Below are 24,625 nucleotides of genomic sequence, written 5' to 3'. Positions count from 1 at the left end.
AAAGCCAAGCGGTAATCGGCAATCGGCAATCAGCAATCAGCAAAGAAACACCACGACATAACGCGCCTGCGCGTCCCTAACCGAGAGCGGGGGATAACGTTCTCGATCCGATGGAGTTTTGCAATGAGCAAGAAACCGAACATCCTGTTCTTCCACGTCGACAACTTGGGCATGGGCGAACTCGGCTGCTACGGCGGCGGCAAGCTGCGCGGCGCCGATACCAAGCGCATCGACGCGTTCTGCAAGGAAGGCACCAAGCTCACGCACTACGTGGTCGAGCCGCAATGCACGCCCACGCGCTCCGCTTTGATGACGGGCCGTTACCCGATTCGTTCCGGCAATCATACGATCGCGCTCGGCGGCAACGGCGGCGGTCTCGTGACATGGGAGATCACCATTGCGGAATTGCTGGCGCAAGGCGGCTACAAATCCTCTTGTCTCGGCAAATGGCACATCGGCGCGGAGGACGGGCGCTTTCCGACCGATCACGGCTTCGACGAATGGTACGGCCCGTTGCGCACTTATGACGAATGCATGTGGCTTGAAGACCCGCATTACGTTCCCGAGCGCGACGGTTACTCGCATATGCACGAGGGATTCAAAGGCAAAGGTGCGAGGCCGCTGCTCGACGAGCAACTGACGATGGAGACGAAGAAAACCTGCGATCTGGAGTACCAGAAGCGCGGCATCGACTTCATGCAGCGCTGCGTCAAGAACGACGAGCCGTTCTTTCTGTACTTCAATCACTCGTTGATGCACTTTCCGATGTCGCCGCGCGACGAATTCGTCGGCAAGAGCACGAACGGCGAGTGGGGCGATTGTCTTTTGATGCTCGACCATGACTTCGGCGTATTGCTCGACGAACTCGACCGACTGGGCGTAGCGCAAGACACCATCGTCATTCTGTGCGGCGACAACGGGGCCGAAGACCATCTGGCCGGACGGGGTACGGGTGGCTTCTTCGATGGTTCGTACTTCAGCTCGGCGGAGGGCGGGATCCGTACGCCGCTGCTCGCGCGTTGGCCGGGACGCATTCCTGCCGGCGTGGAGAGCAACGAGATGGTGCACGTCACCGATTTGTTCACGACGCTGCTCAAGTTCGCCGGCAGCGACACGCCGAAGGACCGCTTGATCGACGGCAAGGACCAGACCGGGTTCTTCCTCGGCGAACAGCCGACGTCGAACCGCGAATCGTGCATGGTGTGGCTCAAGGACGAACTGCACGCCGTGAAGTGGAAGGATTTCAAGATCAACTTCAAACGTCAGCAGCATTTCCACGATCCCGAACTGCCGCTGGGCTTTGCGCGCATTACGCACCTGCAGGAGGACCCGAAAGAGCGCGAGGCGGTCAATCAGCGCTATGTGCGCTGGTGGGTCATGCAACACGCGCACCGCGTCGTGCGGGAGTTCGAAGATAGCGTGAAGCAGGAAGAGTTGATTCCGCCGGGCTCCGCGTTGGAGTTCGTGCCGAAGTCGGTCTTCAACGCGTAACGCCATGGACGCGCCGATGACGGACGCACAGCCCGCGAAGCGTGCATGCTGCTGTTCTTCCACGAAGACGGCGGCACAAGCCCCCTTGATGCCCTCCGCGCGTACCGGCGACATGGTACGCATTGCGGGCGGCGAATTCACGATGGGTTCGAACGACTTTTATCGCGAGGAACGTCCGGCGCGGCGCGCCACGGCACCGAACTTTTGGATCGATGTGCATCCGGTCACGAACGCGCAATTTGCCGCGTTCGTCGAAGCCACTGGGTTTCTCACGCTGGCCGAGCGGCAGCCCGACCCCGAGCTCTATCCGGATGCCGCCCCGGCGCTGCTATGCCCGGGATCGCTCGTGTTCACGCAGCCGCCGTCGCGGGTCGCGCTCGGGGACTATCGCCAGTGGTGGGCCTACGTGCCCGGAGCGAACTGGCGGCATCCACAAGGGCCCGGGAGCGACCTCACGGGCCTCGGCGATCATCCGGTCGTGCATGTGTCGTTCGCCGACGCAAGCGCCTATGCAGAGTGGGCGGGCAAGGCGCTGCCGACGGAAATCGAATGGGAATTCGCGGCCCGCGGGGGGCTCGACGGCGCGATCTATTCGTGGGGCGACGAATTCGCCCCCGGCGGCCTTCAGATGGCGAATACGTGGCAAGGCGAGTTTCCGTGGCAGAACACGGCGCTCGACGGTTACGAGCGCACATCGCCGGTAAAGTCGTTCCCCCCCAACGGGTATGGACTCTACGACGTGGCAGGCAACGTTTGGGAATGGACCGCCACGCGTTATGGCGGCGCACGCGAGGGTGCGGCTGGAAGCGAGCCGCCGAAGTCGTGCTGCATCCCGTCCGGCGGCGCCGACAGCTTGAACGTCCGCCATGTCGTGAAGGGCGGCTCGCATCTTTGCGCCCCGAGCTATTGCCTGCGCTATCGGCCCGCGGCGCGGCAGGGGCAGACGCTCGATACGTCGACGAGTCATATCGGCTTCCGGTGCGTCGCGCGCGAGTGAGGCGAAACAGCGCCTTTGCAATGGAGCTCGGCCATCATTGCCGCCCTTTGAGTTTTTGTTTTGGAACGATACGAGTACCGTTATGACAAATGCAGAAAGCAAGATCGAGGCGTCGCCTAGGGCGTCGGCGTTCTCGCGCTCCGATTCGACGCGCGAAATCCTCGCCGGGGTGGTCACGAGCCTTGCGCTGATTCCCGAGGTCATCTCCTTTTCCTTTATTTCCGGCGTCGATCCGCGTTCGGCGCTGTTCGCGTCGGTGGTGCTGCTCGTGGTCACATCGTTGTGCGGCGGCCGGCCGGCGATGGTGACGGCGGCGGCCGGATCGGTCGCGCTCGTCGTGGGGCCGATGGTGCATGCCCATGGGGCGGGGTACATCCTGCCGGCCGTGTTGCTGGCTGGACTGATTCAGATTGCGTTCGGCGTGCTGGGACTCGCGCGCGTCGTGCGATTCATTCCGCGGTCGGTGATGCTCGGCTTCGTGAATGCGCTCGGGATCTTGATCTTTAGCGCGCAACTGCCGCATCTCATAGGCAAGCCCCCGCAGGTCTACGTGCTCTTCGCAATCGCGCTTGCGGTCGTCGTCGCCGGTCCGCGCTTCGTGCGCGCCGTGCCGTCGCCGCTCATTGCGATCGTCGTGGCAACCGGTCTTGCGCTTGCGCTGCACTGGAACGTCCCGACCGTCGGTGCCGAGCAGTTGGCGCAAGCGGGTTTGCCCGGCATCACTGCGTGGACGGTGCCGTTCCGTCTCGACACGCTTCGGATCGTGTGGCAGACGGCCGTCAGCATCGCGTTCGTCGGCTTGCTCGAAACTTTGTTGACGGCCAAGCTCGTGGACGAAATCACACAGACGCGTTCGCACAAGACGCGGGAATCGTGGGCACTGGGGCTTGCCAATCTGTGCGCCGGTATGTTCGGCGGCATCGCCGGTTGCGCGATGATCGGCCAAACCGTGGTGAACGTCGGCATCGGCGGCGCACGCACACGCCTATCGACAGTGGCGGCCGCGGTCACGCTCTTGCTGTTGATGACCGGCTTGAGTTCGGTCATGGCGCGCATTCCGATGGCGGCGCTCGCCGCGGTCATGATAGTCGTCTCTTTCAAGACGGTCGACTGGCACAGCTTGCGTCCCGATACGCTCAAGCGTATGCCGTGGATGGAAACGTCGGTCATGCTCTTGTCTATCGCGCTCACGGTGTACACGGGAAACCTAGCGGTGGGCGTAGTGGCGGGCGTGCTGCTGGCGACGCTGCTGTTCGCGCGGCGCGTGGCACACGTCATCGACACGACGCGCACCCTGTCCGCCGATGGGCAAAGCGTGCGCTACGAGGTGCATGGTCCGCTGTTTTTCGGCAGCAGTAACGACTTGGTCGAGCGTTTCGAGTATGCGAGCGATCCGCAAGCGGTGACGATCGACTTCTCGAATTCGCAGATATGGGACGCCTCGACCGTGGCCGCGCTCGATTCGATCGAGTCGAAGTACCGACAGCGCCATACAGTCGTTCATTACACGGGTCTCGACGAGCGCAGCCGTGCGTTTCATGCGCGGCTGACCGGCAATCTCAACGTCGGATGAAGCGGCTATGGCCGAGAGCGATATCGTGGGCGCCGGCGATTACGGCGCGGCGCAGATCCAGATTCTCGAGGGGCTCGAGGCGGTGCGCAAACGCCCCGGCATGTACATCGGCGATACGGCGGACGGGTCCGGGCTGCATCAATTGGCATTCGAAGTCGTCGATAACGCCGTCGATGAAGCCATGGCCGGCCATTGCGATTTCGCGCTCGTCACCGTGCATGCCGACGGTTCGCTGTCGGTGGAAGATAACGGGCGCGGCATTCCGGTCGACATCAAATTGGACGACCGGCACGAGCCGAAGCGGTCAGCAGCCGAGATCGCGTTGACCGAATTGCATGCGGGCGGGAAGTTCGACCAAAACAGCTACAAGGTATCGGGCGGCCTGCACGGCGTGGGTGTGAGTTGCGTGAATGCGTTGAGCGCATGGCTGCGTCTGACGGTCTGGCGCGGTGGCCACGCGCACGAGCTCGCGTTCGAGCAAGGGATGTTGCAGGACAGGATCATCGCGGTCACGGAGGCCGGCATCGCCGTCAGCCCCGCGCGCGTGACGGGCAAGGCGGATCGGCGCGGCACACGCGTGCATTTTATGCCTGATGCCGAGGTGTTTCACCACGGACAGTTCAGCTTCGATGTGCTTGCCGCACGCCTGCGCGAACTGAGCTTCCTGAATGACGGTCTGATCATCCGGTTGGTGGACGAACGCAGCGGAAAACAGGAAGACTTCGCCTGCGCGGGCGGCGTCAAAGGGTTCGTCGCGTACGCCAACTACGGCAAGCGCGCGGTCCACGAGTGCGTCTTCTACGCGAGCGGTGTACGCAACAGCGGCGGAGTCGACGTGAGCGTCGAAGCGGCGATGCAGTGGAACGATGCTTACGCCGAAACGAGCTTGTGCTTCACGAACAACATCGCGCAGCGCGATGGCGGAACGCATTTGACGGGATTGCGCGCGGCTACCACCCGCGTACTCGGTAAATACGCGCAAGAGCTCGACTTGCTGAAAAAGGGCGGGGTGAGCTTCACGGGCGAGGATTTCCGCGAGGGGCTCGTTTGCGTGATCAACGTCAAACTGCCCGATCCGAAGTTCGGCAATCAGACCAAGGACAAACTCGTCAGCGTGGAAGCGCGCGGTGCGGTGGAGGACGTCGTCGGTACCGCGCTCGCGCAATGGTTGCAGGAGCAACCGGACGCAGCGCGTGCGATCTGCGAGAAGATCGTGGGGGCGGCGCGCTCGCGCGAGGCGGCGCGCCGTGCCCGTGAAATGACGCGCCGCAAATCGGTGTTCACGGGAGCGGGGCTGCCCGGCAAGCTCGCGGATTGCCAAGCGCGTGATCCGGCTCGTTCCGAGATCTATCTCGTGGAGGGCGATTCGGCCGGTGGAAGCGCGAAGCAGGGGCGAGATCGCGCGTTTCAGGCGATCTTACCGTTGCGCGGCAAGATCCTCAACGTAGAGCGCGCTCGCTACGACAAGGTCCTTTCCTCGGGCGAGATCATGACGCTCGTGACCGCACTCGGCTGCGGTATCGGCCCAAGCGATTTCAGGGCGGACAAACTGCGTTATCACCGCATCATCCTGATGACGGATGCGGACGTGGATGGTGCGCATATCCGTACGCTGTTGTTGACGTTCTTCTATCGGCAGATGCGTGAGCTCATCGAGCGGGGCCATGTATACATTGCGCAGCCGCCGCTGTATAAGGTACGGCACGGAAAGACGGAGCGCTATGTGAAGGACGATGCGGCGTTTGCCGCATGGTTGCTCGGTATCGCGCTGCACGAGGCGAGCGTACGTGCAAGCAACGATGGCGAGCCAATCGTGGGCGACGCGCTGGCGGCGCTGGCACGCGAATGCCAGCGCGCGCAGGCCGCCATGCAACGCTTGACGGCGAAGGTCGATCGGGTCGTGCTAGATGCGGTGCTGCAAGGGATTCCGGTTCGGCTCGATTCGCTTCAGGCGGCGGACGAAACCGCGCGGTTGCTGATGATGCGTTCGCGCGATGTGCAGGCACGCGCGGAGCGCGCGCCCGATACGGATCACGTTTTATTGCATGTGACGCGCCGGTATTTGGGTAACGAGAAGCGCTGCACGATCGATCCGGACATCGTTCTCGGGGCGGATTTTCAAGTGCTCGCCGGCGTTGGCGCGATGTTGGCCGCTCGGTTGCCGGGGCCGATCATCGTCGCGCGCGGCGAGGGGGAGCGACGGCGCGAGCGGGCCGTGAGCGGTTTTCCGGCGGCGCTGGAATGGTTGCTCGAGGACGCAAGCCGGACGGTAGCGCGCCAACGCTATAAGGGACTCGGAGAAATGAATCCTCAGCAGCTATGGGAAACCACGATGGACCCCGGCGCGCGTAGCTTGCTGCAAGTGAAAGTGGAAGATGCGATTGCGGCCGACCGCCTGTTTTCGATTCTGATGGGCGACGAAGTTGGGCCGCGTCGGGAATATATCGAGCGCTACGGCAGCGAGGTTTTCGAACTCGATGTTTGACGTCGATAACAGCCGCGTCGTCGTGGCTGTCGCCTCATCGCTGCAAGAGGCTTATCGTTCTTTGGGCTGCACCGAGAATATGCTCGTTCCTACCGGTCCCATTTCAACGATTAGTGCGCTCGGACTCGATGGATCGTGAGGTGTCGCAACGAGGCGCGTACGACCATTCGATGAAAAGGCGCGATGAGGGCGATGTAGGCGCGGCCCAGGAGACGATTGTAGAAAACGAGCGTGGTGACGATCAGCCGGCGCGGATGGTCATCCGACGCGGGCCCCACGAGAACCGATAAGCGGAAATCTAGATGCGCGTCATCCTCGCCGAGAATGATTTCGTCATCGTGCCGTTCGTATACGCGGAAAATGTTGAGCCGATCTGCGCTCATGGATCGCAGATCGGCGGCTCTCTTGAGACCGAACGGTTGCACGAGTGTGTCCCGCACTTGAAGGAGCCTTGCAATCCACTTCGGTTGTTGCGCGAAGAGGTCCTCGGCAAGCGACGCTGCGTCGTGGGTGTCGTCCGCGGGCAAGTCCACCGAAAACGCGTCGGCAAAATCGGCTTGGCCATACAACTTGGCCAACCGGGACTCGGACGGCAAACCGACCTGCTCGATACTTGAAAATGTGCGCATGTTCATCACCATTGCGGTGCTCCGAAGGACTGCTCACTCGATATTCGATAAGAATGCTTTCCCGATTATCGTCTTAATTGCAGACGCTTGCCTGTCTAGACTCATGCCGTCGTTTGCGAACAGGGCTGTTCGCAGCAAGACCAAAGCGGAGTCTAGAGGAAAGCGTCATGAAATCTTTGCTTAAAGCTGTTGCTGTTGCCGCTGTTTTTGCCGCACCGGTGGCTGTGTTTGCGCAAGCGAGCCAACCGGTTACGCGTGCGCAGGTACGCGCCGAGCTGGTGGAACTCGAGCAGGCTGGCTACCACCCGGGCGGTGAAGATCCCTCCTATCCTGCCGATATTCAGGCGGCTGAAGCTCGGGTTGCTGCGCAAAAAGCCGGGCGAAACGCGGCGACGGATGTAGGCGGTGTCCCCGGCGCGTCGTCGGGCGCGGGGCGTCCGCTCCTACCGGCGAACGATCGTGACGTATACGCCCATCACTGACCCGCTTAGCGTCTAGGGTACCTATCGAGCCGCGCTTTCGCGCGGCTTTTCTACTTGGACAACCGAATGATCAGAACGTGGTCCGCATCCCGATGGCTGCGCCGACGTTGTTCGTACGGCCCACCGAATCCACTGCCCCGGTCGCGCGGTTCGTCACACCCGGGTAGTCCGCGGAAAATGCACCGTTGCCGCGTGCGAAGTCCGCTGTGCCATAAATCTCCGTGCGCTTCGTGAGCGAGTATTCGGCGAGCACGGTAGCCGAGTAGTTGATGCCCGAACCGAGCGAGCCGTCGAGCCTTTCGGCGTTACGCGCGTGACCGTAGTAAGCGGCAAACGTCAAGAGCAGCGGATTCGTTGCTTGCCAGTTGGCGCCCAGGTAGTACGTGTCGTCGATCCGGTTCGGGCTGGCGCCGGGAAGCGCGGGTGCGCCTGCTTGCTGCATGCCGCTGTCGAGTGTGCCGCTGCGGTCTTGCTGATGTAGCCAACCGGCGAGCAAGCGTACCGTGGGCGTGATCTGGTAGGCGGCGCTGACGTGCAGCATGTTGATTTTCGCGCCGTTGACCAAGGCGCCCTGCGAGGACAATACCGACGTTTGCTGGAAGCCGGCGCCGAGCATCGCGGGACCTTGCGCATAAGTCAATTCCACGGCATACGTGCTGCCATTGCCGACCGAACCGGGCTTGTTGCTGAAGCCATAAGCAGCATCGACACTCAAGCCCCTGTAGCTCCCTTTGTACTTGACCGCATTCGGAATGGTCAGGAAGTTGCCGATTCCATTCCAAGCCCAACTGTCTTGCCAATAGTCGCCGACCGTCATCGGATCGAATATGTCGCCCATCGTGTCGTACATCGGCGCGTATTGGTTGCCGAACGTGAGTGCCCCCCACTTATCGCTCGATAGCCCGACATACGCTTGCCGGCTGAACAGCGTGTTCGCCTGATGAAGTTGCCCCGTATTCACTTCGAAACCGTTCTCGAGACGGAAGATGGCGGACACGCCCCCGCCCAAGTCTTCGCTTCCTCGCAAGCCCCATCGGCTGTGCGTTTCCGGTCCTACCGTCATCCCGATGAGGTCCTTGCCGTCCGGAGCGGCATTCGTCTGGTATCGAATGGCCGTATCGATGAGACCATAGAGCGTGACCGAGCTTTGGGCAAAAGCAGGCGATGCGGCGACGGTGCAAAGCGCACCCGCGGCGATGGACATTGCGACTTCTTTCATTTGATCAAAATCTCATGTGGAATGAACGAGAGGCGTGCTCTTTGCCTTTCAAGTAAGGAGCATCGGGCCGGAGCATAGCCGTCAATAAATTCGATTCCTAGACTCGGCCGATGCTGTTGTTCAATGTCCACTCCCCGCCCCGGGCTTCCCGTCGCGGCTTAGTCGATATCAATACGGTAGCCGGAAAGAGTGTGTTTCGAATCCGGTGGGAATTGGGCGAGGGATATATTTCATTTGTCGCATGACCTTGATACGCGGGACGGTCGCGAATCGGTTCGGCGTAGCCGGCACGTTCGAACTCATGCGACGTTGACGACGATCTTGCCGCGCGCGGTGGCATTTACTAGCGCGTCGTAGGCAAGTTCCGCTGAGCTCAGGTCGAACTGGCGAGGATCGAGATTCGGCACGAGCTTGCCGGCCTCGATCAATCGCGTGGCTTCGCGCAGGATTGCTCCGTGATGCGCGCGATGTATACCCGTGAGCAACGGATAGAGGGTAAAGACGCCGGAGTAAGTTGCTTCTCGAAACGACAGCGGAGCCAGCGCATGCGTACCCCAGCCCAGCGCACTCACGACATGGCCGAAATGCTTGACTGCCGCGAACGAGGCGTCGAGGGACGGGCCGCCGACGGTATCGACCACGAGATCGAAGCCGATGCCCTGCGTCGACGATGCGACATACTGCTCGACCGATTGCAACCGGTAGTCGATAGGCGTAGCACCCAGGCGCACAACGAGATCGTGGTCGCGTGAACTCGCTGTGGCGAACACCTCTGCGCCGAGTGCCCGCGCCAGTTGCACCGAAACATGGCCGACGCCGCCTGCGCCGCCTTGCACCAGCACAGTTTGTCCCGCTTGGAGATGGGCCCGGTCGACGATGCCGGAATAAGAGGTGATGAATGCGAGAGGTAGCGCCGCGGCTTCGCGCATCGATAAATTGGCCGGCTTGATCGCGAGCAGGTCGGCATCGACCGCCGCATACTGGGCGAGCGAGCCTTGGATACCACCAACCCCGCCGGTCATGCCGTAAACCTCGTCGCCGACCTTGAAACCGGTTACGCCAGGCCCGATCGCGTCCACCACACCCGCCATATCGATGCCGAGCACGAGCGGCAGTGGATGCTTCGCGTGCGCTGCGCTACCGGCGCGGATCTTGGTGTCGAGCGGATTGAGGCCGCTTGCTGCAATTCGTACACGCACCTGGCCGTATGCGGGCTCGGGAATCGACATATCGGTCAATTCGAGAGGGCCGTTGTAGCGATTGAGGACGAGCGCCTGCATGGTCATGATGGTTTCCTGTGGACGGGTGAATGTGTCCATCATGGGTTATGCTAAAACGCATGTAAATCAACGTTTCAGCACGAAGGCCATGCAAAAATGAATGAATCGAAACTGGATTGGAGCGACGTCCGGATCTTTTTGGCCATTGCCCGTTGCGGCACGTTGGGAGCGGCGGCGAAGCGGGTGGGGCAGACTCAGCCCACCATGGGGCGCAGGCTGCGGGCACTAGAAGATGCGCTGGGACACACCTTGTTTCAGCGCACGAGCGATGGCTTCGTTTTAACGGATGAAGGCACCGCGGTGCTCGCCTATGCCGAGCGAATGGAGGAGGAGGCGCATGGTTTCATGCGTGCGCTCACCGGCAAAGAGACTCAATTGACGGGCCTGCTGCGCGTTTCATCGTCGGACTGGTTCGGGATACACATTCTCACTCCTGTGTTCGCTCGCTTCATGGCGCAACACCCGGGCGTGTCGTTGGAGCTCATGACGGATTCGCGTCTTTATAACCTCGCGCGGCGGGAGGCGGACCTGCTCTTTCGCATCACGCCGTTTGACGAACCCGACGTCATCCAGCGCAAACTCATGCACATCGACTATGCGTTATATGGGCCCGTTGACCTCGTTCCGCCGTCGAGCGGCGACGGCGATGGGTACACGCTGATCAGCATGAACAGCGAGTTCGGCTCGCTGCCAGATGTCGAGTGGGTCAAGCGCATCCTGCCCCGGGCTAGCATCGTATTCGGCAGTAATAATCGTGGCGTGCAGGCACGGATGTGTGCGGAAGGGTCCGGATTCGCCGTGCTGCCGTGTCCGCTTGGCGATGCGACGCCAGGTATCCGGCGCGTCGATTTAGGCGAGGCGCCCCCAGGTAGGAGTGTCTGGCTCGGGTATCACCGCGATTTACGTCGCGTCGCTCGGTTGCGTGCACTTTTGGATGCAACGATCGATGCGCTGGCGAATGTTTGAGTCTACGCGGGGCTAACCTGCGCAGCCTCGCGTACCGCGCCGAGCGCAAGACCACCCGCTGAGAGCGGCCGAGACCACCCCGTCAGCGAATGTCGACCAAGCTCGGGTCGATATACGAATCTACGGGTTGCGACTGCTTATACACCGCGTTGCGCACATTGAACGCATCGGCATTGCGAGTGGACCCGTAGATCGAGTCCAGCCCGTCGCCCTTGCGGAACGCTTGTTTCTCGGCCGGAGCATCGAGCAGGTGCGTGCCTTTCAGCAAAGGTAAGTATTGTTGCGGCGAAAGGCCCACGCGCGCCGACATGATCTTGACCGCGTCGGCTTGCGTCTTCGGGTCGTTGATATACGCCACGCAGCGATACCAAACCTTGACCACCTTCGCCCAGTCCGCCTTGCGCGAGGAAAGGCTCGCGGGCGAAACCGTGATCGCGTCGTAAATCAGCCCCGGCGCATCGGCCGATGTGAAAATCGCACGCGAACCGGGCGCGCGCTTCAGCGCCTCGCCGGCGTTCGGTTGCCAAGCGGCCACGGCCGCGATGTCGCTCGAAGAGCCGAGCACCTGCGGCAATTCGTTCGTCTTCGCGTTCACGAGCGTGATGTCGGAAGCCTTCATGCCGTGCTTTTGCAGCGCGGTTTCCAGCAAGAGATGATCGACCAGACCCATCTCGACGCCCACCTTCTTGCCCTTCAATGCTTCGACCGTGCGCAGCGGCGGCTTCGCGATGATCATGTCGTTGCCGGCCGAATAGTCGGTCAAGAGAATCATGACGTTTTTGGCACCCGACGCGCCGGTGACGAGGGCGTCGCCGTTCGTCGCGGCGACTGCGTCGAGCTTGCCCGCCGAGAAAGCGTCGAGCGAAGCCGAGTAATCGAACCATTCGAAGTCGACGTCAACGCCTGCTTCTTTGAACCAACCTTTGTCGAGCGCGACTTGGAACGCCACCCAGCCGGGCCAGTCGCTATAGCCGATTTTAAGCGGAGCGGCGGCCTGTACGGCCTGAGCGGCGGTAAGGGCACCGGCGAGCGCCATTGCGCAGAGCGGACGGTGCAACGAAGCGCGAGAGAAGAGGCGGTTGAGCAGGGACGCGATACGGGTCATCGTTTTCTCCAGGAGACCGGGTGATGCGCTTGTCGAATGAATCGCGCGGCGCGCGATTCAGTGGCATGACCGGCTCCGGCGAATCGATGACGAAAGCCGGTCAAGGAGAGGCACGATGGCCGCCGCCATCGCCGATCTCCCGGGCTTTTGTCCCGCCGTGTAGCACCATTGCAGCGCGTCTTGAGACCGCGCCGGACGGTGCCGGGCTGCTCTCGGACCAGTCGTTCTCGCGAACCGGAACCCTAGCACCCCTAAGATGCGGCTGCTCCGCACCCCTCGTCGGCCAGCCGAGCGAGAAGTATGCCAACGCCGCTTTTCAACCGCTGCAACGCATGGCGCGATGTAGCGCGCAGCCAATACGCGTGCTTGTCGATGACCGGTAGGTGATAGCGAAGCACGGTTCGACGAGCGCCGCGTGCCGGCCGTGCCGTCTCGCCCCCCGGTGGTGCGTTGAGTCCGCGCGTGGTGCGTCGGCCGCCCGAGTGTTGGGCAACGGATCCCGCTCGGAGCACGCCCACGTCTCGTGAACCATTGCGATCCGTGGCGTACCGCCTCTTGCGATCGACTGGCACAGTCCTCGCTTTAACGCCTGGCGAGAGGTGCGAAGCAATTTGCATCATCTTCAGGATCGCTAGGGTTCCGGTCGCACGGCGGGTCAGGTCGCGCGATGGCTGGTCCGAGAGCAATCCGGTCTGGCCGTTCATCCTTCTCGTCGAGGAAACGGCAAGGCTCCACGGAGGGATAAAAGCCCGGGAGGTCGCGATGTCGTTCGATCGCCCTCTCACGCCTTTTATCAACCGATCCGAGGAGCCCTCATGTCGCCAAGCCTGCAAGCCGAATCCAACCCGCCGCTCAGTCCGCTACCACCGGTCGCATGGGAAGCCGTCATTCCCGCCGGCACGCATTGGTCGGGCATCGTGCGCCGGGGGCTGGCACTTCGTATCGTCGACCTAGAGGGCGGTGCGAACTTGTCCGCCGTGTTCCATCGTCAAGAAGATCCGCTCGAGCGTTACAACATGGCCGATACGCTCAAAGCGCAGCACACGGCGCATCTGACGCGCGGGCACGTGCTTTACACCGACATGGGGCGCGTGATTGCCTCGATTACGAGCGATACGCTCGGCTGGCACGATGCGCTGGGCGGCGTGGGCGATGCGCGACTGTTCGCGGACAAGTACGGAAAGTCGTCGTATCAAGCCGACCGCAACGCCATGATCCGCAACGGCCGCGACAGCCTCGCGCTCGAACTTGCGAAGTACGGCCTGTCGGCGCGCGACTTGACGGCAAACGTCAATTTCTTCAGCAAGGTCGCGCTCGGCGATGATGGATCGCTCGAATTCATAACGGGGCATTCGCGCCCCGGTAGCGCATTCGATCTGCGCTTCGAGATGAATACGCTGGCGGCGTTCTCCACGGCGCCGCACCCGCTCGATCCGCACCCGGTGTATGCGCCGAAGCCCGTGAAGCTGATTGCCTACCGGGCCTACGCTGCCGGCGGCACGGTACCGGCCGACGATCCGTGCCGCCGCGCTTGCCCGGAAAACGAACGCGGCTTCGTCAATACCGACCGCTTGTTCGCCTAAGGAGCGCACCATGCCGATCATCGAAAGCGCGCTCGACATGCAACGAGCCATCTATGACTTCACGCTGCGCGCGGGCGAACCGTGGCTGCACGAAGTGAAGCAAGGGCAGATTTTTCGGATTCTCGATCTCGAAGGCAACCAAGCAGTCGATACGCTCGTTTATCGCACGGGCGATCCGGCCGAGCGCTATAGCGCTCAAGACACCATACGCGAGCAGCGCAACGTGTATTTGACGGCGGGCAGCGTACTGATGTCGAACTTCGGCAATCCGATGATGACGATCGTCGCAGACACGTGCGGCCGTCACGACACGCTCGGGGGCGCATGCGCTGCTGAGAGCAACATGGTGCGCTATGCGCTCGAGAAGCGCTACATGCACAACTGCCGCGATAGCTTCTTGAATGCGATCTCGCATTGCAAGTGCGGTACGGGCACCCTGATGTCGAAGCGCGATATTGTCAGCAACGTCAACTTCTTCATGAACGTTCCGGTCACGCCGCTCGGCCGCCTCACATTCGAGGACGGCATCTCCGCGCCGGGCAAGTATGTCGAGATGCGTGCGGAAATGGACGTCACCGTATTGATCTCCAATTGCCCACAACTGAACAACCCTTGCAACGGCTATAACCCGACGCCCGTTCGATTGGCGATTTGGGAGGCGCAATGAGATTTTCGAAGGTGTTGGTAGCGAACCGCGGGGAGATCGCTTGCCGAGTCATTCGGACGTTGAAGCGGCTTGGCATTGCTTCGGTGGCGATCTACTCGGACGCCGATCGCGATGCTCGGCACGTAATGTTGGCGGACGAAGCAGTGTGCGTGGGCGCCGCCCCCGCGCTTCAAAGCTACCTGAACGTGGCCGCCATTCTCGATGCCGCGCGGTCCACCGGTGCGCAGGCCGTGCATCCCGGGTATGGATTTTTGTCGGAGAACCCCGATTTCGCCGAAGCCTGCGAAGCGGCCGGATTGCGCTTCATCGGTCCCAAGGGCGCGCACATGCGCGCCTTCGGCCTCAAGCACACGGCCCGCGAATTGGCGAGCCGGCACGGCGTCGCGCTCCTGCCGGGCACGGACTTGCTGGCGGACGCCGAAACCGCGCTCGTGCAAGCCCAGGCGATCGGCTACCCGGTGATGCTCAAGAGCACGGCCGGCGGCGGCGGGATCGGGATGTCGCTGTGCAGGGATGCGCGACAGCTCGCGGCAGCGTTCGATCAAGTCGTTCGCCTAGGCAGCGCGAACTTCGCTCACGCCGGCGTCTACCTCGAGAAATTCGTCGAGCATGCGCGGCACATCGAAGTGCAGATCTTCGGCGACGGGCGCGGAGAAGTCATCGCGTTGGGCGAACGCGACTGCTCGGTCCAACGCCGCAATCAAAAAGTGATCGAAGAAACGCCCGCGCCGAATTTGACCGATGCCGAGCGAGCAGCGATGCAAGAAAGCGCGGTTCGCCTCGCGCGCGCGGTGGATTACGCGTCGGCGGGCACGGTCGAATTCGTCTTCGACGTGAGGACGCGCGCGTTCTATTTCCTCGAAGTCAATACGCGGCTGCAAGTGGAGCACTGCGTGACCGAGGAAGTGACCGGCTTGGATCTCGTCGAATGGATGATTGCGCAAGCCGAAGGCGACTTGCCGCCGCTTGCCTCGCTAGCGGTTGAGCCTCGCGGCGCGAGCATTCAGGTTCGGCTTTACGCGGAAGACCCCAACAAGGAGTTTCAACCCAGCGCCGGCGTGTTGACGCACGTGGCGTTCCCGCAGTCGGCGCGAGTGGAAAGTTGGGTCGAGGCCGGTACGGAAGTCAGCGCCTATTACGACCCGTTGCTCGCAAAGCTGATCGTGAGCGGCGAGACGCGCGTGCAAGCGCTCGCCGCATTGCGGGCCGCGCTGGCCGATACGCAGTTGTACGGCATCGAGACGAATCTCGACTATCTTCGTGCGATTGCAGGATGCGACAGCTTCATGCGCGGCGAGCAAACCACCGCGTTGCTTTCGCGCTTCGCCTTTGCCCCGCATACGATCGACGTCATCGATGGCGGCGTACAGACGACGGTGCAGCAGGCGCCGGGGCGCATCGGCTACTGGGATATCGGCGTGCCACCGTCCGGCCCGATGGACGAACGCTCGCTCGCGCTCGCGAACGAGCTGCTGGGCAATCCGGGCGATGCTGCCGGGCTCGAGTGCACGATGGTCGGCCCCACGCTGCGGTTCAACGTCGAAACGTTGTTCGTTCTCGGTGGTGCCGCGTTTGCGGCCACGTTGAACGGCGAGCCCGTTGCCTATTGGCAAGTGCTGCGTGCGGCACCCGGTGCGGTGCTGAAGCTGGGCGGCGTGACGGGCCCCGGTGTTCGGGCCTATTTGGCCGTGCGGGGCGGCCTGCAGGTTCCCGACTACCTCGGCAGTAAGGCGACGTTTACGCTGGGCCAGTTCGGCGGTCACGCGGGGCGGGCGCTGCGCAAGGGGGATGTGCTCCATTTGAGCGAGGGCGCGGGCCGCGGCCATGCCGGGTCACGATTGAACGAGGCCGAGTGCCCATCGTTGACGCACGCTTGGACGCTCGGCGTGTTCGACGGACCGCACGGGGCTCCGGACTTCTTCACGCGCGACGACATCGCGATGCTGTATGACACGCACTGGACGGTGCACTACAACTCGAGCCGCACAGGTGTGCGCTTGATCGGGCCAAAGCCGCAATGGGCGCGCGCCGACGGTGGTGAGGCGGGCCTGCATCCGTCGAATATTCACGACAACGCTTACGCCATCGGCGCCGTCGATTTCACGGGCGATATGCCGGTCATTCTCGGTCCCGACGGGCCGAGCCTCGGCGGGTTCGTCTGTCCGGTGACAGTGGTACGCGACGAGCTGTGGAAGCTCGGTCAACTACGTCCGGGCGACACCGTGCAATTCGTGCGTGCCGGCGCATTGCCTGCGCATCGCGGCGTCGATGAAAGAAGTCTTGCCGGCTCGTCGGTAGCGGGGAGCCACTGCGGCGCGGTCGATGACGACTGCGTGCTGTATCGCGACCCATCGGCCGGCAACGGAATCGGCGTGGTCTATCGCCGGTCCGGCGATCGCAACGTCTTGGTCGAATATGGCCCGCTCGTACTCGATCTGAATCTACGGCTACGCGTGCATGCGTTGATGTGCTGGCTGCAGGCGCATCCATTGCCCGGCATGTTCGATCTCACGCCTGGGATTCGTTCGCTGCAGGTGCAGTTCGACTCACCGATGCTGCCGCTCGCCGCGCTGCTCCACCACCTCCAAGCGGCCGAGCGTGAATTGCCCGACGTGGCCGACATGAGGGTCCCCAATCGTATCGTTCATTTGCCGTTGTCATGGGACGACCCGTCGACGCGCGTGGCCATCGAGCGCTACATGCAGTCGGTGCGGCCGGATGCGCCGTGGTGCCCGAGCAATATCGAGTTCATTCGGCGCATCAACGGCCTCGAATCCATCGACGATGTCAAACGCATCGTGTACGGCGCGCAATACCTCGTGATGGGGCTCGGAGACGTCTATCTCGGCGCACCGGTCGCCACGCCGATCGACCCGCGTCATCGTTTGGTCACGACGAAGTACAACCCCGCGCGGACGTGGACGCCGGAAAACGCGGTGGGTATCGGCGGCGCGTACCTGTGCGTCTACGGTATGGAAGGCCCGGGCGGCTATCAGTTCGTCGGCCGCACGGTTCAGATGTGGAATCGCTATCGAACCACACGGGAGTTCGAAGCCGGCAAGCCTTGGCTATTGCGGTTTTTCGATGTAATTCGCTTCTACGAGGTGGACGAGAGCGAATTGCACGCGCTGCGCCGCGACTTCGTTGCGGGCCGTGCCTCTTTGCGGATCGAGGAATCGGTTTTCGATCTCGGCGAATACAACCGCTTCTTGCGCGATGAAGCTAAGTCGATCGCGGCATTCAAGTCCACGCAGCAAGCCGCCTTCGATGCCGAGCGGGAGCGCTGGCGCCTGGCGGGTCACGCCGAGTATGCCGGTGAGGCCGTGGCCGCCGACGCGAATGCGGCGCTCGCGGAGCAGGCGCTCGGCAGCGAGCAGCGCGGCATCGCCGCCGAGGTATCGGGCAGCGTATGGAAGGTGCTCGTCGAAGCAGGCGAGCGTGTCAAGGAGGGGCAAGCGTTGGCAATCCTCGAATCGATGAAGATGGAGGTGTCTGTCGTGGCAACGGAGGACGGCGTGATCGAATCGATCGACTGCGCGCCCGGAGCGGCCGTTTCGGCCGGTCAGCGCTTGATGGTCATGACCGCGGGTGCCGCCGAGGAGGCCGCATGAACGCACCGACTCCCGGCACGATGCCCGATTACCGTTCGATCGCGGGGCTGCGGGCGCGATATGCGTCCGGCGAATTGACACCGCGGGCGCTCGTCGATGAGATCGCCGCGTACTTCGATGCCGGAGATCCGCAGCACGCGTGGATTCGTCCATCGACGCGCGACGAAATGATCCGCTATGCCGATGCGCTGGCCGGACGCGACATGGCCGCGCTGCCGCTCTTCGGTGTGCCGTTCGCGATCAAGGACAACGTCGATCTGGCCGGTGTGCCGACGACGGCGGGCTGTCCGGAGTATGCCTATACCCCGTCGCGCAGCGCGCCCGTGGTGGAACGATTGATCGCAGCGGGCGCCATCCCGATCGGCAAAACGAACCTCGATCAGTTCGCGACGGGGCTGTCGGGCCAACGCTCGCCGTACGGAGCATGCCGCAACGCGTACGATTCGCGCTATGCGTCGGGCGGCTCGAGTTCGGGCTCGGCCGTCGCGGTCGCGCTCGGTGTCGCGGCATTTTCGCTCGGGACCGACACGGCGGGTTCGGGGCGCGTTCCGGCCGCGTTCCACGGGCTCGTCGGATTGAAGCCGACGAAGGGCGTGTTGAGTACGCTCGGCGTCGTGCCGGCCTGTCGATCGCTCGATTGTGTTTCGATCTTTGCCCATTCGCCGGCCGACGCGCGGATCGTCTTCGATGCCGCGCGCGGCGTGACGACAGGCGATCCCTATGCCCGGGAATGGCAGCCGTTGTTGAACTCAGGCACGAGCGGGCGCACGGCGGAGCTCGTTGCGCTCGATGGCGTTCGGTTCGGTACGCCGCGAGCGGGCCAACTCGAATTTTTCGGAGACGAGTCGTATCGAAGTGCCTACGAGGCGGCATTGGAGTGCTTGCGCCGGGCCGGTGCCCATGTCGTCGAATTGGACTTCTCCGCTCACTTCGCTGCGGCGCGATTGCTTTACGAGGGTCCATGGGTGGCCGAGCGGCTCGCGGCGCTACGTGACTTTTTCGATCGGAACCCCGGCGCCGTGCATCCCACGGTGCGCGAGATCGTCGGCGGCGGGGCGCGGTTCAGCGCGGCCGACACGTTCGCCGCCTTCGATCGTCTCGCATCGTTGCGCGTCGAGGCCGAGCGTGTCTGGGACAGCGTCGACGCCCTCGTGACGCCTACCTCGGCAACGACCGCGACCATCGACGAGCTCAACGCCGATCCGATAGGCGTCAATGCGCGTTTCGGGTACTACACGAACTTCGTCAATCTGCTCGATCTGTCCGCGATCGCGGTACCTGCCGGCGTGTGTGGGCCGGGTCGTCATGCGGGGTTGCCGTTCGGCATCACGTTCATCGGCCGCGCGCACGACGACGCCAAATTGCTCGGACTGGCGCAAGCGTGGGCCGGAGAAAGCCACGCAGCGCCGTCCGCGTTCGAGGCGCGACCGGTAGTGCCCGCTTTCGGCGGTGTGCGTGTGGCCGTGGTCGGCGCGCATCTGACCGGAGAGCCTTTGAATTGGCAGTTGACGCAGCGAGGCGCGCGAAGGGTGGCGACGACGACGACGGCGCCTGCTTACCGGCTGTACGCACTTGATCCTGGGGCAACGGGCGGCATCGAGAAGCCCGGCCTCGTGCGCGTGCGCGAGCACGGCGAGCCGATCGATATCGAAGTGTGGGAAATCCCTGTCGCGGCGTACGGCGGTTTCGTCGCGGGCATCGATGCACCGCTCGGGATCGGAACGGTGACGATTGCCGATGGCAGTCGCGTACAGGGATTCTTGTGCGAACACGCCGCGCTCGCCGAGGCGCGAGACATCACGCGCTTCGGCGGTTGGCGAGCCTACCGCGCGAGCGGCATGGGGTATTCAGTGCGCGATAACGGAGAGTCTTGATGTCAACGACTGCGAACATCACCGAATGGTTTGCCGTGCGGCGTGAATTGTCGACGCGTGCGAGATGGATGCTCGGGACGGCGTCCTTCCTGCTCCCGATCGTGCTCTGGGCGATGATCAGCTACGTGCCGTTCATTTGGCATCCGCAGATGAAGATTACGAACCCCGGCGGCGTCGACTATTTTCAGTTGGGCATGCAGGTAGATAAGGCTGTGTTCGCCGACGAATGGGCGCATGCCCGTGAGACGCATGCGGCATTGCCCCAGGGCGTGCCCGCGAATCCTGTGTATCTGCCGGCGCCGCATCAGGTGGCGCGCGCGTTCTACACGGCGTTCACGACGCCGCCCGCGTCTCGGGACGGCGTTTGGTTGCATGAAAGCCTTTGGCACAGCATCCGCATCATCTTTTGGGGCTTTTTGATCTCATCGGCGATCGGCGTGCCGCTTGGGATCGTCGGGGGGACCTTCAGTGCGATCGCGCGGCTGCAGGAACCGTTCTTCGAATTTTTCCGCTATCTGCCGGCGCCGGCGTTCGGCGCGCTCATGGTGGCGATCCTCGGCATCTACGATGCGCCGAAGATCGCGATCATCGTCATCGGCACCGTTTTCCAGCAGGTGTTGATCATCGCCAACACCACGCGCAAGCTCGAATACGGCTTGTTCGAGGCGGCCATGACCTTAGGCACGAAGAAGCTCAAATTGATTGCGCACGTCGTGATTCCGGGCGTGCTGCCGGACCTCTACCGCGACCAGCGCATTTTGCTCGGGTGGGCATGGACTTACCTGATCGTGGCCGAACTCGTCGGGACCAGTTCGGGTATCACGTGGTACATCGTTCAGCAAGCGCGATACGAGCACTTCGATAACGTCTACGCGGCTATTTTGATGATCGGCATCATCGGTCTAGGCACCGACATCGTGCTCGCACTGCTCGCCCGCAAACTCTTTCCATGGGACCGCACGCTGAAGGCGTGACGATATACGTCAGTGAATTTTCCAATCGGTACCGAAGAGGCGATCATGCGCAACCCTGAACCTGTTCCCGAATACTTGATTCAGTCGGAGGCGGTGCGCGAGCGCTTCGCGCGCCTGAAGGCCCGTGAGGTGGTGCTCGACGTACGGCATGTCGGCAAGCGCTACCGTTCGGCGCGCGGCGAGGTGGTGGCGCTCAGCGACGTCAGCTTCCGCACGCACCGGCGAGAATTCGTCTGCGTGATCGGGCCGTCCGGCTGCGGCAAGTCCACGCTCATCCGCATCCTGGCCGGCCTTGAATCTCATACGAGCGGCGAAGTGCTACTCGACGGAAAGCCCGTGCGTGGCCCCGGTGCCGACCGCGGCATGGTCTTCCAGGGCTATACGTTGTTTCCGTGGCTGACCGTGAAAAAGAATGTCATGTTCGGCCTGAAGATGAACGGCAGCAGTGCGGGGGAAGCGGAGCGCGAGGCCCTTCAGTGGCTGGATCTCGTGGGGCTCACACCGTTCGCCGATGTCTATCCGCATCAGTTGTCGGGTGGCATGAAGCAACGCGTGGCGATAGCGCGTTCGCTAGCGAATCGCCCTCGCATTTTGCTGATGGACGAGCCGTTCGGCGCACTCGATGCGCAGACGCGCGCGAAGATGCAAGCGCATCTGATCGACATCTGGCGCAACATCGACGTGACGATCCTGTTCATCACACACGATCTCGACGAGGCGATCATGCTGGCCGACCGGATCCTCGTGTTGAAAGCCAATCCCGGCGAAGTGCAGGAATTGATCGAGGTGCCGGTGCCGCGCCCGCGCGAGGCCGCGCAGTTGACGACGCGCGAGTTCACGGCGACGAAGGCGAGGCTTGAAGCGCTCATTCATCCGAAGCCGATCGGGGGCGACGGCGGCGACGACGTGGGCCGTCCGCATATGATTCGAATGACCGACGTGACGGATAACGTGGAGTAAAGCCGGGGCGGCTAACTTCATAGCGGTATTGGCGCATTACGCGGTGCTCGCCTGCGCAGCCTCGCGTACCGCGCCGAGCGCAAGACCATCGCTCCCGAACAGGTGTGCATGCCGCGCGGAGAAACCGACTTCGATCCGCTGCCCGTCCGTCGCGGCCGAATCGCCCGAGCCCTTCACTTGAATCGTGGCGCCGCCCGCGAGTCCCACGTGCAGCAATGTCTCGCCGCCCAGATGCTCGACCACGATCACTTCGCCCGCCAAGCGCGCGTCGCAGCCCGCCGCGCCGTTCTCCGCGAAATGCTCGGGGCGTATGCCGAGCGTGAGCTTATCCCCCGCGCGAACACCGTCGGCCTCGCACCGGACCGAGAGCGGCGCGCCACCAGGTAGGGCGATCGTCACACCGGCGCGATCGGCGGTACTGACTTCAACGTCGATGAAGTTCATCTTCGGCGAGCCGATGAAGCCGGCCACGAACCGGTTGCGTGGGCGGCGATACAGTTCGAGCGGCGAGCCGATCTGCTCGACCGAGCCGTGATTGAGCACGACGATGCGATCGGCCATCGTCATCGCTTCCGTCTGGTCGTGCGTCACGTAGATCATCGTCGCGTTCAACTGCTTGTGCAGTTTGATGAGTTCGAGCCGCATCTGCACGCGCAGCGCGGCATCGAGGTTCGACAGCGGCTCGTCGAAGAGGAACACCTTGGGCTCGCGCACGATCGCGCGCCCGATCGCCACGCGCTGCCGTTGGCCGCCTGACAACGCACGCGGACGACGCTCGAGCAACTGGCCGATTTGAAGAATCTGCGCGGCGCCGTTCACGCGCCGGTCGATCTCGCTTTGCGGCAGCTTCAGCATGCGCAATCCGAATGCGATGTTCTCGTAGACGGACATATGCGGGTAGAGCGCATACGACTGAAAAACCATCGCTACGCCGCGCTCGGACGGTTCGACCTCGGTGACGTCCTCGCCGCCGATCAAAACACGCCCCGAATCGACGCGCTCCAAACCGGCAATGGTGCGGAGCAGCGTGGACTTGCCGCATCCCGACGGCCCGACGAAGACGAGGAACTCGTGCTCGTCCACTTCGATATCGACGCCCTTGAGCACGTCGGCGCCGGCGAACGTTTTGCGGATTTGCTGCAACTGAACTGCGCTCACTTTCGTGTCTCCTACGAACGTCGCACTTCGTGCTTCGCACTGCCGTTTCATCATGCAGTGCCGCAAGGACTCCTAATCATTTTCTTCTTGACAACCATCGTGCGCCAAAATATACATTTGAAAAAACGAAATTACAAGTGAAACGCACACCCCCGGAAGGCCGCCGGTTGCGTGCACGTACCGCTGGACAAGGAGACAATCGATGAACAAACGGTTCTTGCAGCGCAACACTGCGATGGCGTCGTTGGCCGCCGCATCGTTTTTGGTGGCGGCCCAAGCTTCGGCATGGACGTTGAAGGAGGCAGCCGCGCCCTACTCGGGCACGACCATCCATGCGATCTTCCTCGATCGGCCCGGCTATGCGGCCGCGGAGAAACTGATCCCGCAATTCGAGAAGGAAACGGGCATCACGATCAAGTGGGACGTCGTGCCCTACGAGAGCACGCGACAAAAGGAGGTGCTCAATTTCGTCAGCGGCGGCGCGCAGGATATCGTTCTCGTCGACGTCGTGTGGATCGGCGAATTCGCGAGTAACAAGTGGCTCGTGCCGATCAAGAAGTTCACCGACGATCCGAAGCTTGCCGATCCAAACCTGAACCTCAAGGGCTTCTTCCCGATCTTGCTCGATTCGTTCGGCACATGGGACAAGGTCACGTACGGGCTACCGTTCGACAACTACTCGGGGCTCATGTTTTACAACAAGTGCACGCTCAAGCAGGCGGGATTCGATGAGCCGCCCAAGACTTGGGACGATCTTCTGAACGTCTACGCACCCAAACTCACGAACGCGAGCAAGAATCAGTATGCGTTCGCGTTGCAATCGCGGCGTGGCGAGACGCAATCGGCCGATAGCTTCATGCGCATGCTTTGGCCGAACGGCGGTTCGTTGCTCGACGCCAAATTCAAGTCGAACCTGATGTCGCCGCAATCGCAGGCGGGGCTCGAGTACCGGCAAAAGCTCATGAAGTACATGCCGCCCGGTATCGTCGATTACGACCATGCGGAGGCCGTCAACGCGCTAGCTCAAGGGCAAGTGGCGATGATTACCGAATGGTCGGCGTTCTATCCCACCCTGACCGATCCCTCGAAGTCAAAGCTCGGCAATTGCCTTGGTATTGCAACCGAGCCGCGCGGCCCGGCTGGCCTCAAACCCGCATTGGGCGGTTTCTCGTTGGCCGTCAACGCGAAGGCGAGCGCGAAGAAGCAAGCCGCGGCCTGGCTTTTCATTCAGTGGATCACGTCCGAACAGATGGCCAAGCCTTACCTCGAGGCCGGTGGCGTGCCCGCTCGGATGGCGGTGTACAAGGACCCGGCCGTCGAGCAGAAGTATCCGTTCGTGAAGCCGATGGTGGAATCGTGGCAAGGCGGCGTGCCCGACTATCGCCCGCGCTTCCCCGAGTGGCCCGCGATCTCCGAAATCATCGGCGAGTGGGGGACGAAGATGATGCTCGGCGAGGTATCGGTCAAGGACGGAGCGCAGACGATCGGCTCGAAGATGGAGGGCATCCTGCAAAAGGCCGGCTACTACGACGGCAAGAAGCCGCTGCTCAAGTAGGCCATGGGCCTCGGCT

Annotated in this window: 18 protein-coding genes and 2 riboswitches; of the genes, 13 read left to right on the top strand and 5 right to left on the bottom strand. The window is 62.6% G+C overall.

All coding sequences use genetic code 11. The annotated features are described in order from the left end of the window. Nucleotides 1-123 precede the first annotated feature (123 nt). The 4 genes from C0Z18_RS26015 (at nt 124) to gyrB (ending at nt 6,546) form a co-directional block, all read left to right on the top strand. Complete coding sequence (locus C0Z18_RS26015; RefSeq protein WP_102648346.1) at nt 124-1,491, top strand: arylsulfatase; 1,368 nt, start codon at nt 124-126, stop codon at nt 1,489-1,491. A 16-nt stretch (nt 1,492-1,507) separates the two neighbouring features. Continuing rightward, entirely contained in the window at nt 1,508-2,488 is a 981-nt protein-coding gene (locus C0Z18_RS26010; protein WP_199189553.1) for a formylglycine-generating enzyme family protein, read from the top strand. A gap of 82 nt (nt 2,489-2,570) precedes the next feature. Then, a complete protein-coding gene (locus tag C0Z18_RS26005; RefSeq protein WP_102648345.1) occupies nt 2,571-4,061 on the top strand; it encodes a SulP family inorganic anion transporter in 1,491 nt (496 codons plus the stop codon). A 7-nt stretch (nt 4,062-4,068) separates the two neighbouring features. Next, the gene (gene gyrB, locus C0Z18_RS26000) at nt 4,069-6,546 is read left to right on the top strand and encodes a DNA topoisomerase (ATP-hydrolyzing) subunit B (protein ID WP_102648344.1); all 2,478 of its coding nucleotides are present in this window, start codon (nt 4,069-4,071) and stop codon (nt 6,544-6,546) included. Between the two features lie 110 nt (nt 6,547-6,656). Here the strand turns inward: gyrB and C0Z18_RS25995 are convergent, their stop codons facing one another. After that, the gene (locus tag C0Z18_RS25995; RefSeq protein WP_102648394.1) at nt 6,657-7,175 is read right to left on the bottom strand and encodes a DUF2867 domain-containing protein; all 519 of its coding nucleotides are present in this window, start codon (nt 7,173-7,175) and stop codon (nt 6,657-6,659) included. A 167-nt stretch (nt 7,176-7,342) separates the two neighbouring features. Here C0Z18_RS25995 and C0Z18_RS25990 point away from each other — a divergent pair, with 167 nt between their 5' ends. Then, a complete protein-coding gene (locus C0Z18_RS25990) occupies nt 7,343-7,657 on the top strand; it encodes a DUF4148 domain-containing protein (RefSeq protein ID WP_102648343.1) in 315 nt (104 codons plus the stop codon). Nucleotides 7,658-7,727: 70 nt separating this feature from the next. Here C0Z18_RS25990 and C0Z18_RS25985 read toward each other — a convergent pair whose 3' ends face one another. Together C0Z18_RS25985 and C0Z18_RS25980 are read right to left on the bottom strand one after the other, a co-directional pair. Further along, entirely contained in the window at nt 7,728-8,876 is a 1,149-nt protein-coding gene (locus C0Z18_RS25985; RefSeq protein ID WP_102648342.1) for a porin, read from the bottom strand. Nucleotides 8,877-9,175: 299 nt separating this feature from the next. Beyond that, a complete protein-coding gene (locus C0Z18_RS25980) occupies nt 9,176-10,162 on the bottom strand; it encodes a zinc-dependent alcohol dehydrogenase family protein (protein WP_102648341.1) in 987 nt (328 codons plus the stop codon). Nucleotides 10,163-10,252: 90 nt separating this feature from the next. On the opposite strand from C0Z18_RS25980, the gene C0Z18_RS25975 reads away from it, so the two are divergent. Next, nucleotides 10,253-11,122: a LysR family transcriptional regulator gene (locus tag C0Z18_RS25975; protein ID WP_102648340.1), complete on the top strand. Its 870-nt coding sequence runs from the start codon at nt 10,253-10,255 to the stop codon at nt 11,120-11,122. An 82-nt stretch (nt 11,123-11,204) separates the two neighbouring features. On the opposite strand, the gene C0Z18_RS25970 is transcribed toward C0Z18_RS25975, so the two are convergent. Then, nucleotides 11,205-12,227, bottom strand: coding sequence for an ABC transporter substrate-binding protein (locus C0Z18_RS25970; RefSeq protein ID WP_102648339.1), 1,023 nt, complete (start codon nt 12,225-12,227; stop codon nt 11,205-11,207). A 134-nt stretch (nt 12,228-12,361) separates the two neighbouring features. Continuing rightward, a riboswitch (guanidine-I (ykkC/yxkD leader) is annotated at nt 12,362-12,484 on the bottom strand. Nucleotides 12,485-12,847: 363 nt separating this feature from the next. Beyond that, nucleotides 12,848-12,985, top strand: a riboswitch (guanidine-I (ykkC/yxkD leader). A 57-nt stretch (nt 12,986-13,042) separates the two neighbouring features. On the opposite strand from C0Z18_RS25970, the gene C0Z18_RS25965 reads away from it, so the two are divergent. Genes C0Z18_RS25965 through C0Z18_RS25940 form a run of 6 tightly spaced genes read left to right on the top strand, consistent with a single transcriptional unit; the run spans nt 13,043 to nt 21,896 of the window. Further along, on the top strand, nt 13,043-13,810 hold the full coding sequence (locus C0Z18_RS25965; RefSeq protein ID WP_102648338.1) for an urea amidolyase associated protein UAAP1: 768 nt from the start codon (nt 13,043-13,045) through the stop codon (nt 13,808-13,810). A gap of 10 nt (nt 13,811-13,820) precedes the next feature. Further along, on the top strand, nt 13,821-14,477 hold the full coding sequence (locus C0Z18_RS25960) for an urea amidolyase associated protein UAAP2 (RefSeq protein ID WP_102648337.1): 657 nt from the start codon (nt 13,821-13,823) through the stop codon (nt 14,475-14,477). Continuing rightward, nucleotides 14,474-18,088: an urea carboxylase gene (uca, locus tag C0Z18_RS25955; RefSeq protein WP_102648336.1), complete on the top strand. Its 3,615-nt coding sequence runs from the start codon at nt 14,474-14,476 to the stop codon at nt 18,086-18,088. Before C0Z18_RS25960 ends, uca begins: the two co-directional genes overlap by 4 nt. After that, nucleotides 18,085-19,962 carry an allophanate hydrolase gene (gene atzF / locus C0Z18_RS25950; RefSeq protein ID WP_102648335.1) on the top strand — a complete coding sequence of 626 codons (1,878 nt, stop codon included), beginning with the start codon at nt 18,085-18,087 and terminating at the stop codon, nt 19,960-19,962. The genes uca and atzF overlap by 4 nt, the downstream gene beginning before the upstream one ends. Further along, nucleotides 19,962-20,936 (top strand): ABC transporter permease, encoded by a 975-nt coding sequence (locus C0Z18_RS25945; RefSeq protein ID WP_102648334.1) that lies wholly within the window; start codon nt 19,962-19,964, stop codon nt 20,934-20,936. Before atzF ends, C0Z18_RS25945 begins: the two co-directional genes overlap by 1 nt. A 45-nt stretch (nt 20,937-20,981) precedes the next feature. Next, entirely contained in the window at nt 20,982-21,896 is a 915-nt protein-coding gene (locus C0Z18_RS25940) for an ABC transporter ATP-binding protein (protein WP_102648393.1), read from the top strand. A gap of 36 nt (nt 21,897-21,932) precedes the next feature. Here the strand turns inward: C0Z18_RS25940 and C0Z18_RS25935 are convergent, their stop codons facing one another. Further along, a complete protein-coding gene (locus tag C0Z18_RS25935; RefSeq protein ID WP_102648392.1) occupies nt 21,933-23,054 on the bottom strand; it encodes an ABC transporter ATP-binding protein in 1,122 nt (373 codons plus the stop codon). A 202-nt stretch (nt 23,055-23,256) separates the two neighbouring features. Here C0Z18_RS25935 and C0Z18_RS25930 point away from each other — a divergent pair, with 202 nt between their 5' ends. Continuing rightward, complete coding sequence (locus C0Z18_RS25930; RefSeq protein ID WP_102648333.1) at nt 23,257-24,609, top strand: ABC transporter substrate-binding protein; 1,353 nt, start codon at nt 23,257-23,259, stop codon at nt 24,607-24,609. Nucleotides 24,610-24,625: the final 16 nt, after the last annotated feature.

The sequence above is a fragment of the Trinickia dabaoshanensis genome (genome assembly GCF_002879885.1).
GTDB lineage: Bacteria > Pseudomonadota > Gammaproteobacteria > Burkholderiales > Burkholderiaceae > Trinickia > Trinickia dabaoshanensis.
The sequence above is the reverse complement of the archived record's forward strand: the minus strand, read 5'-3'. Positions and strand labels throughout refer to the sequence as shown.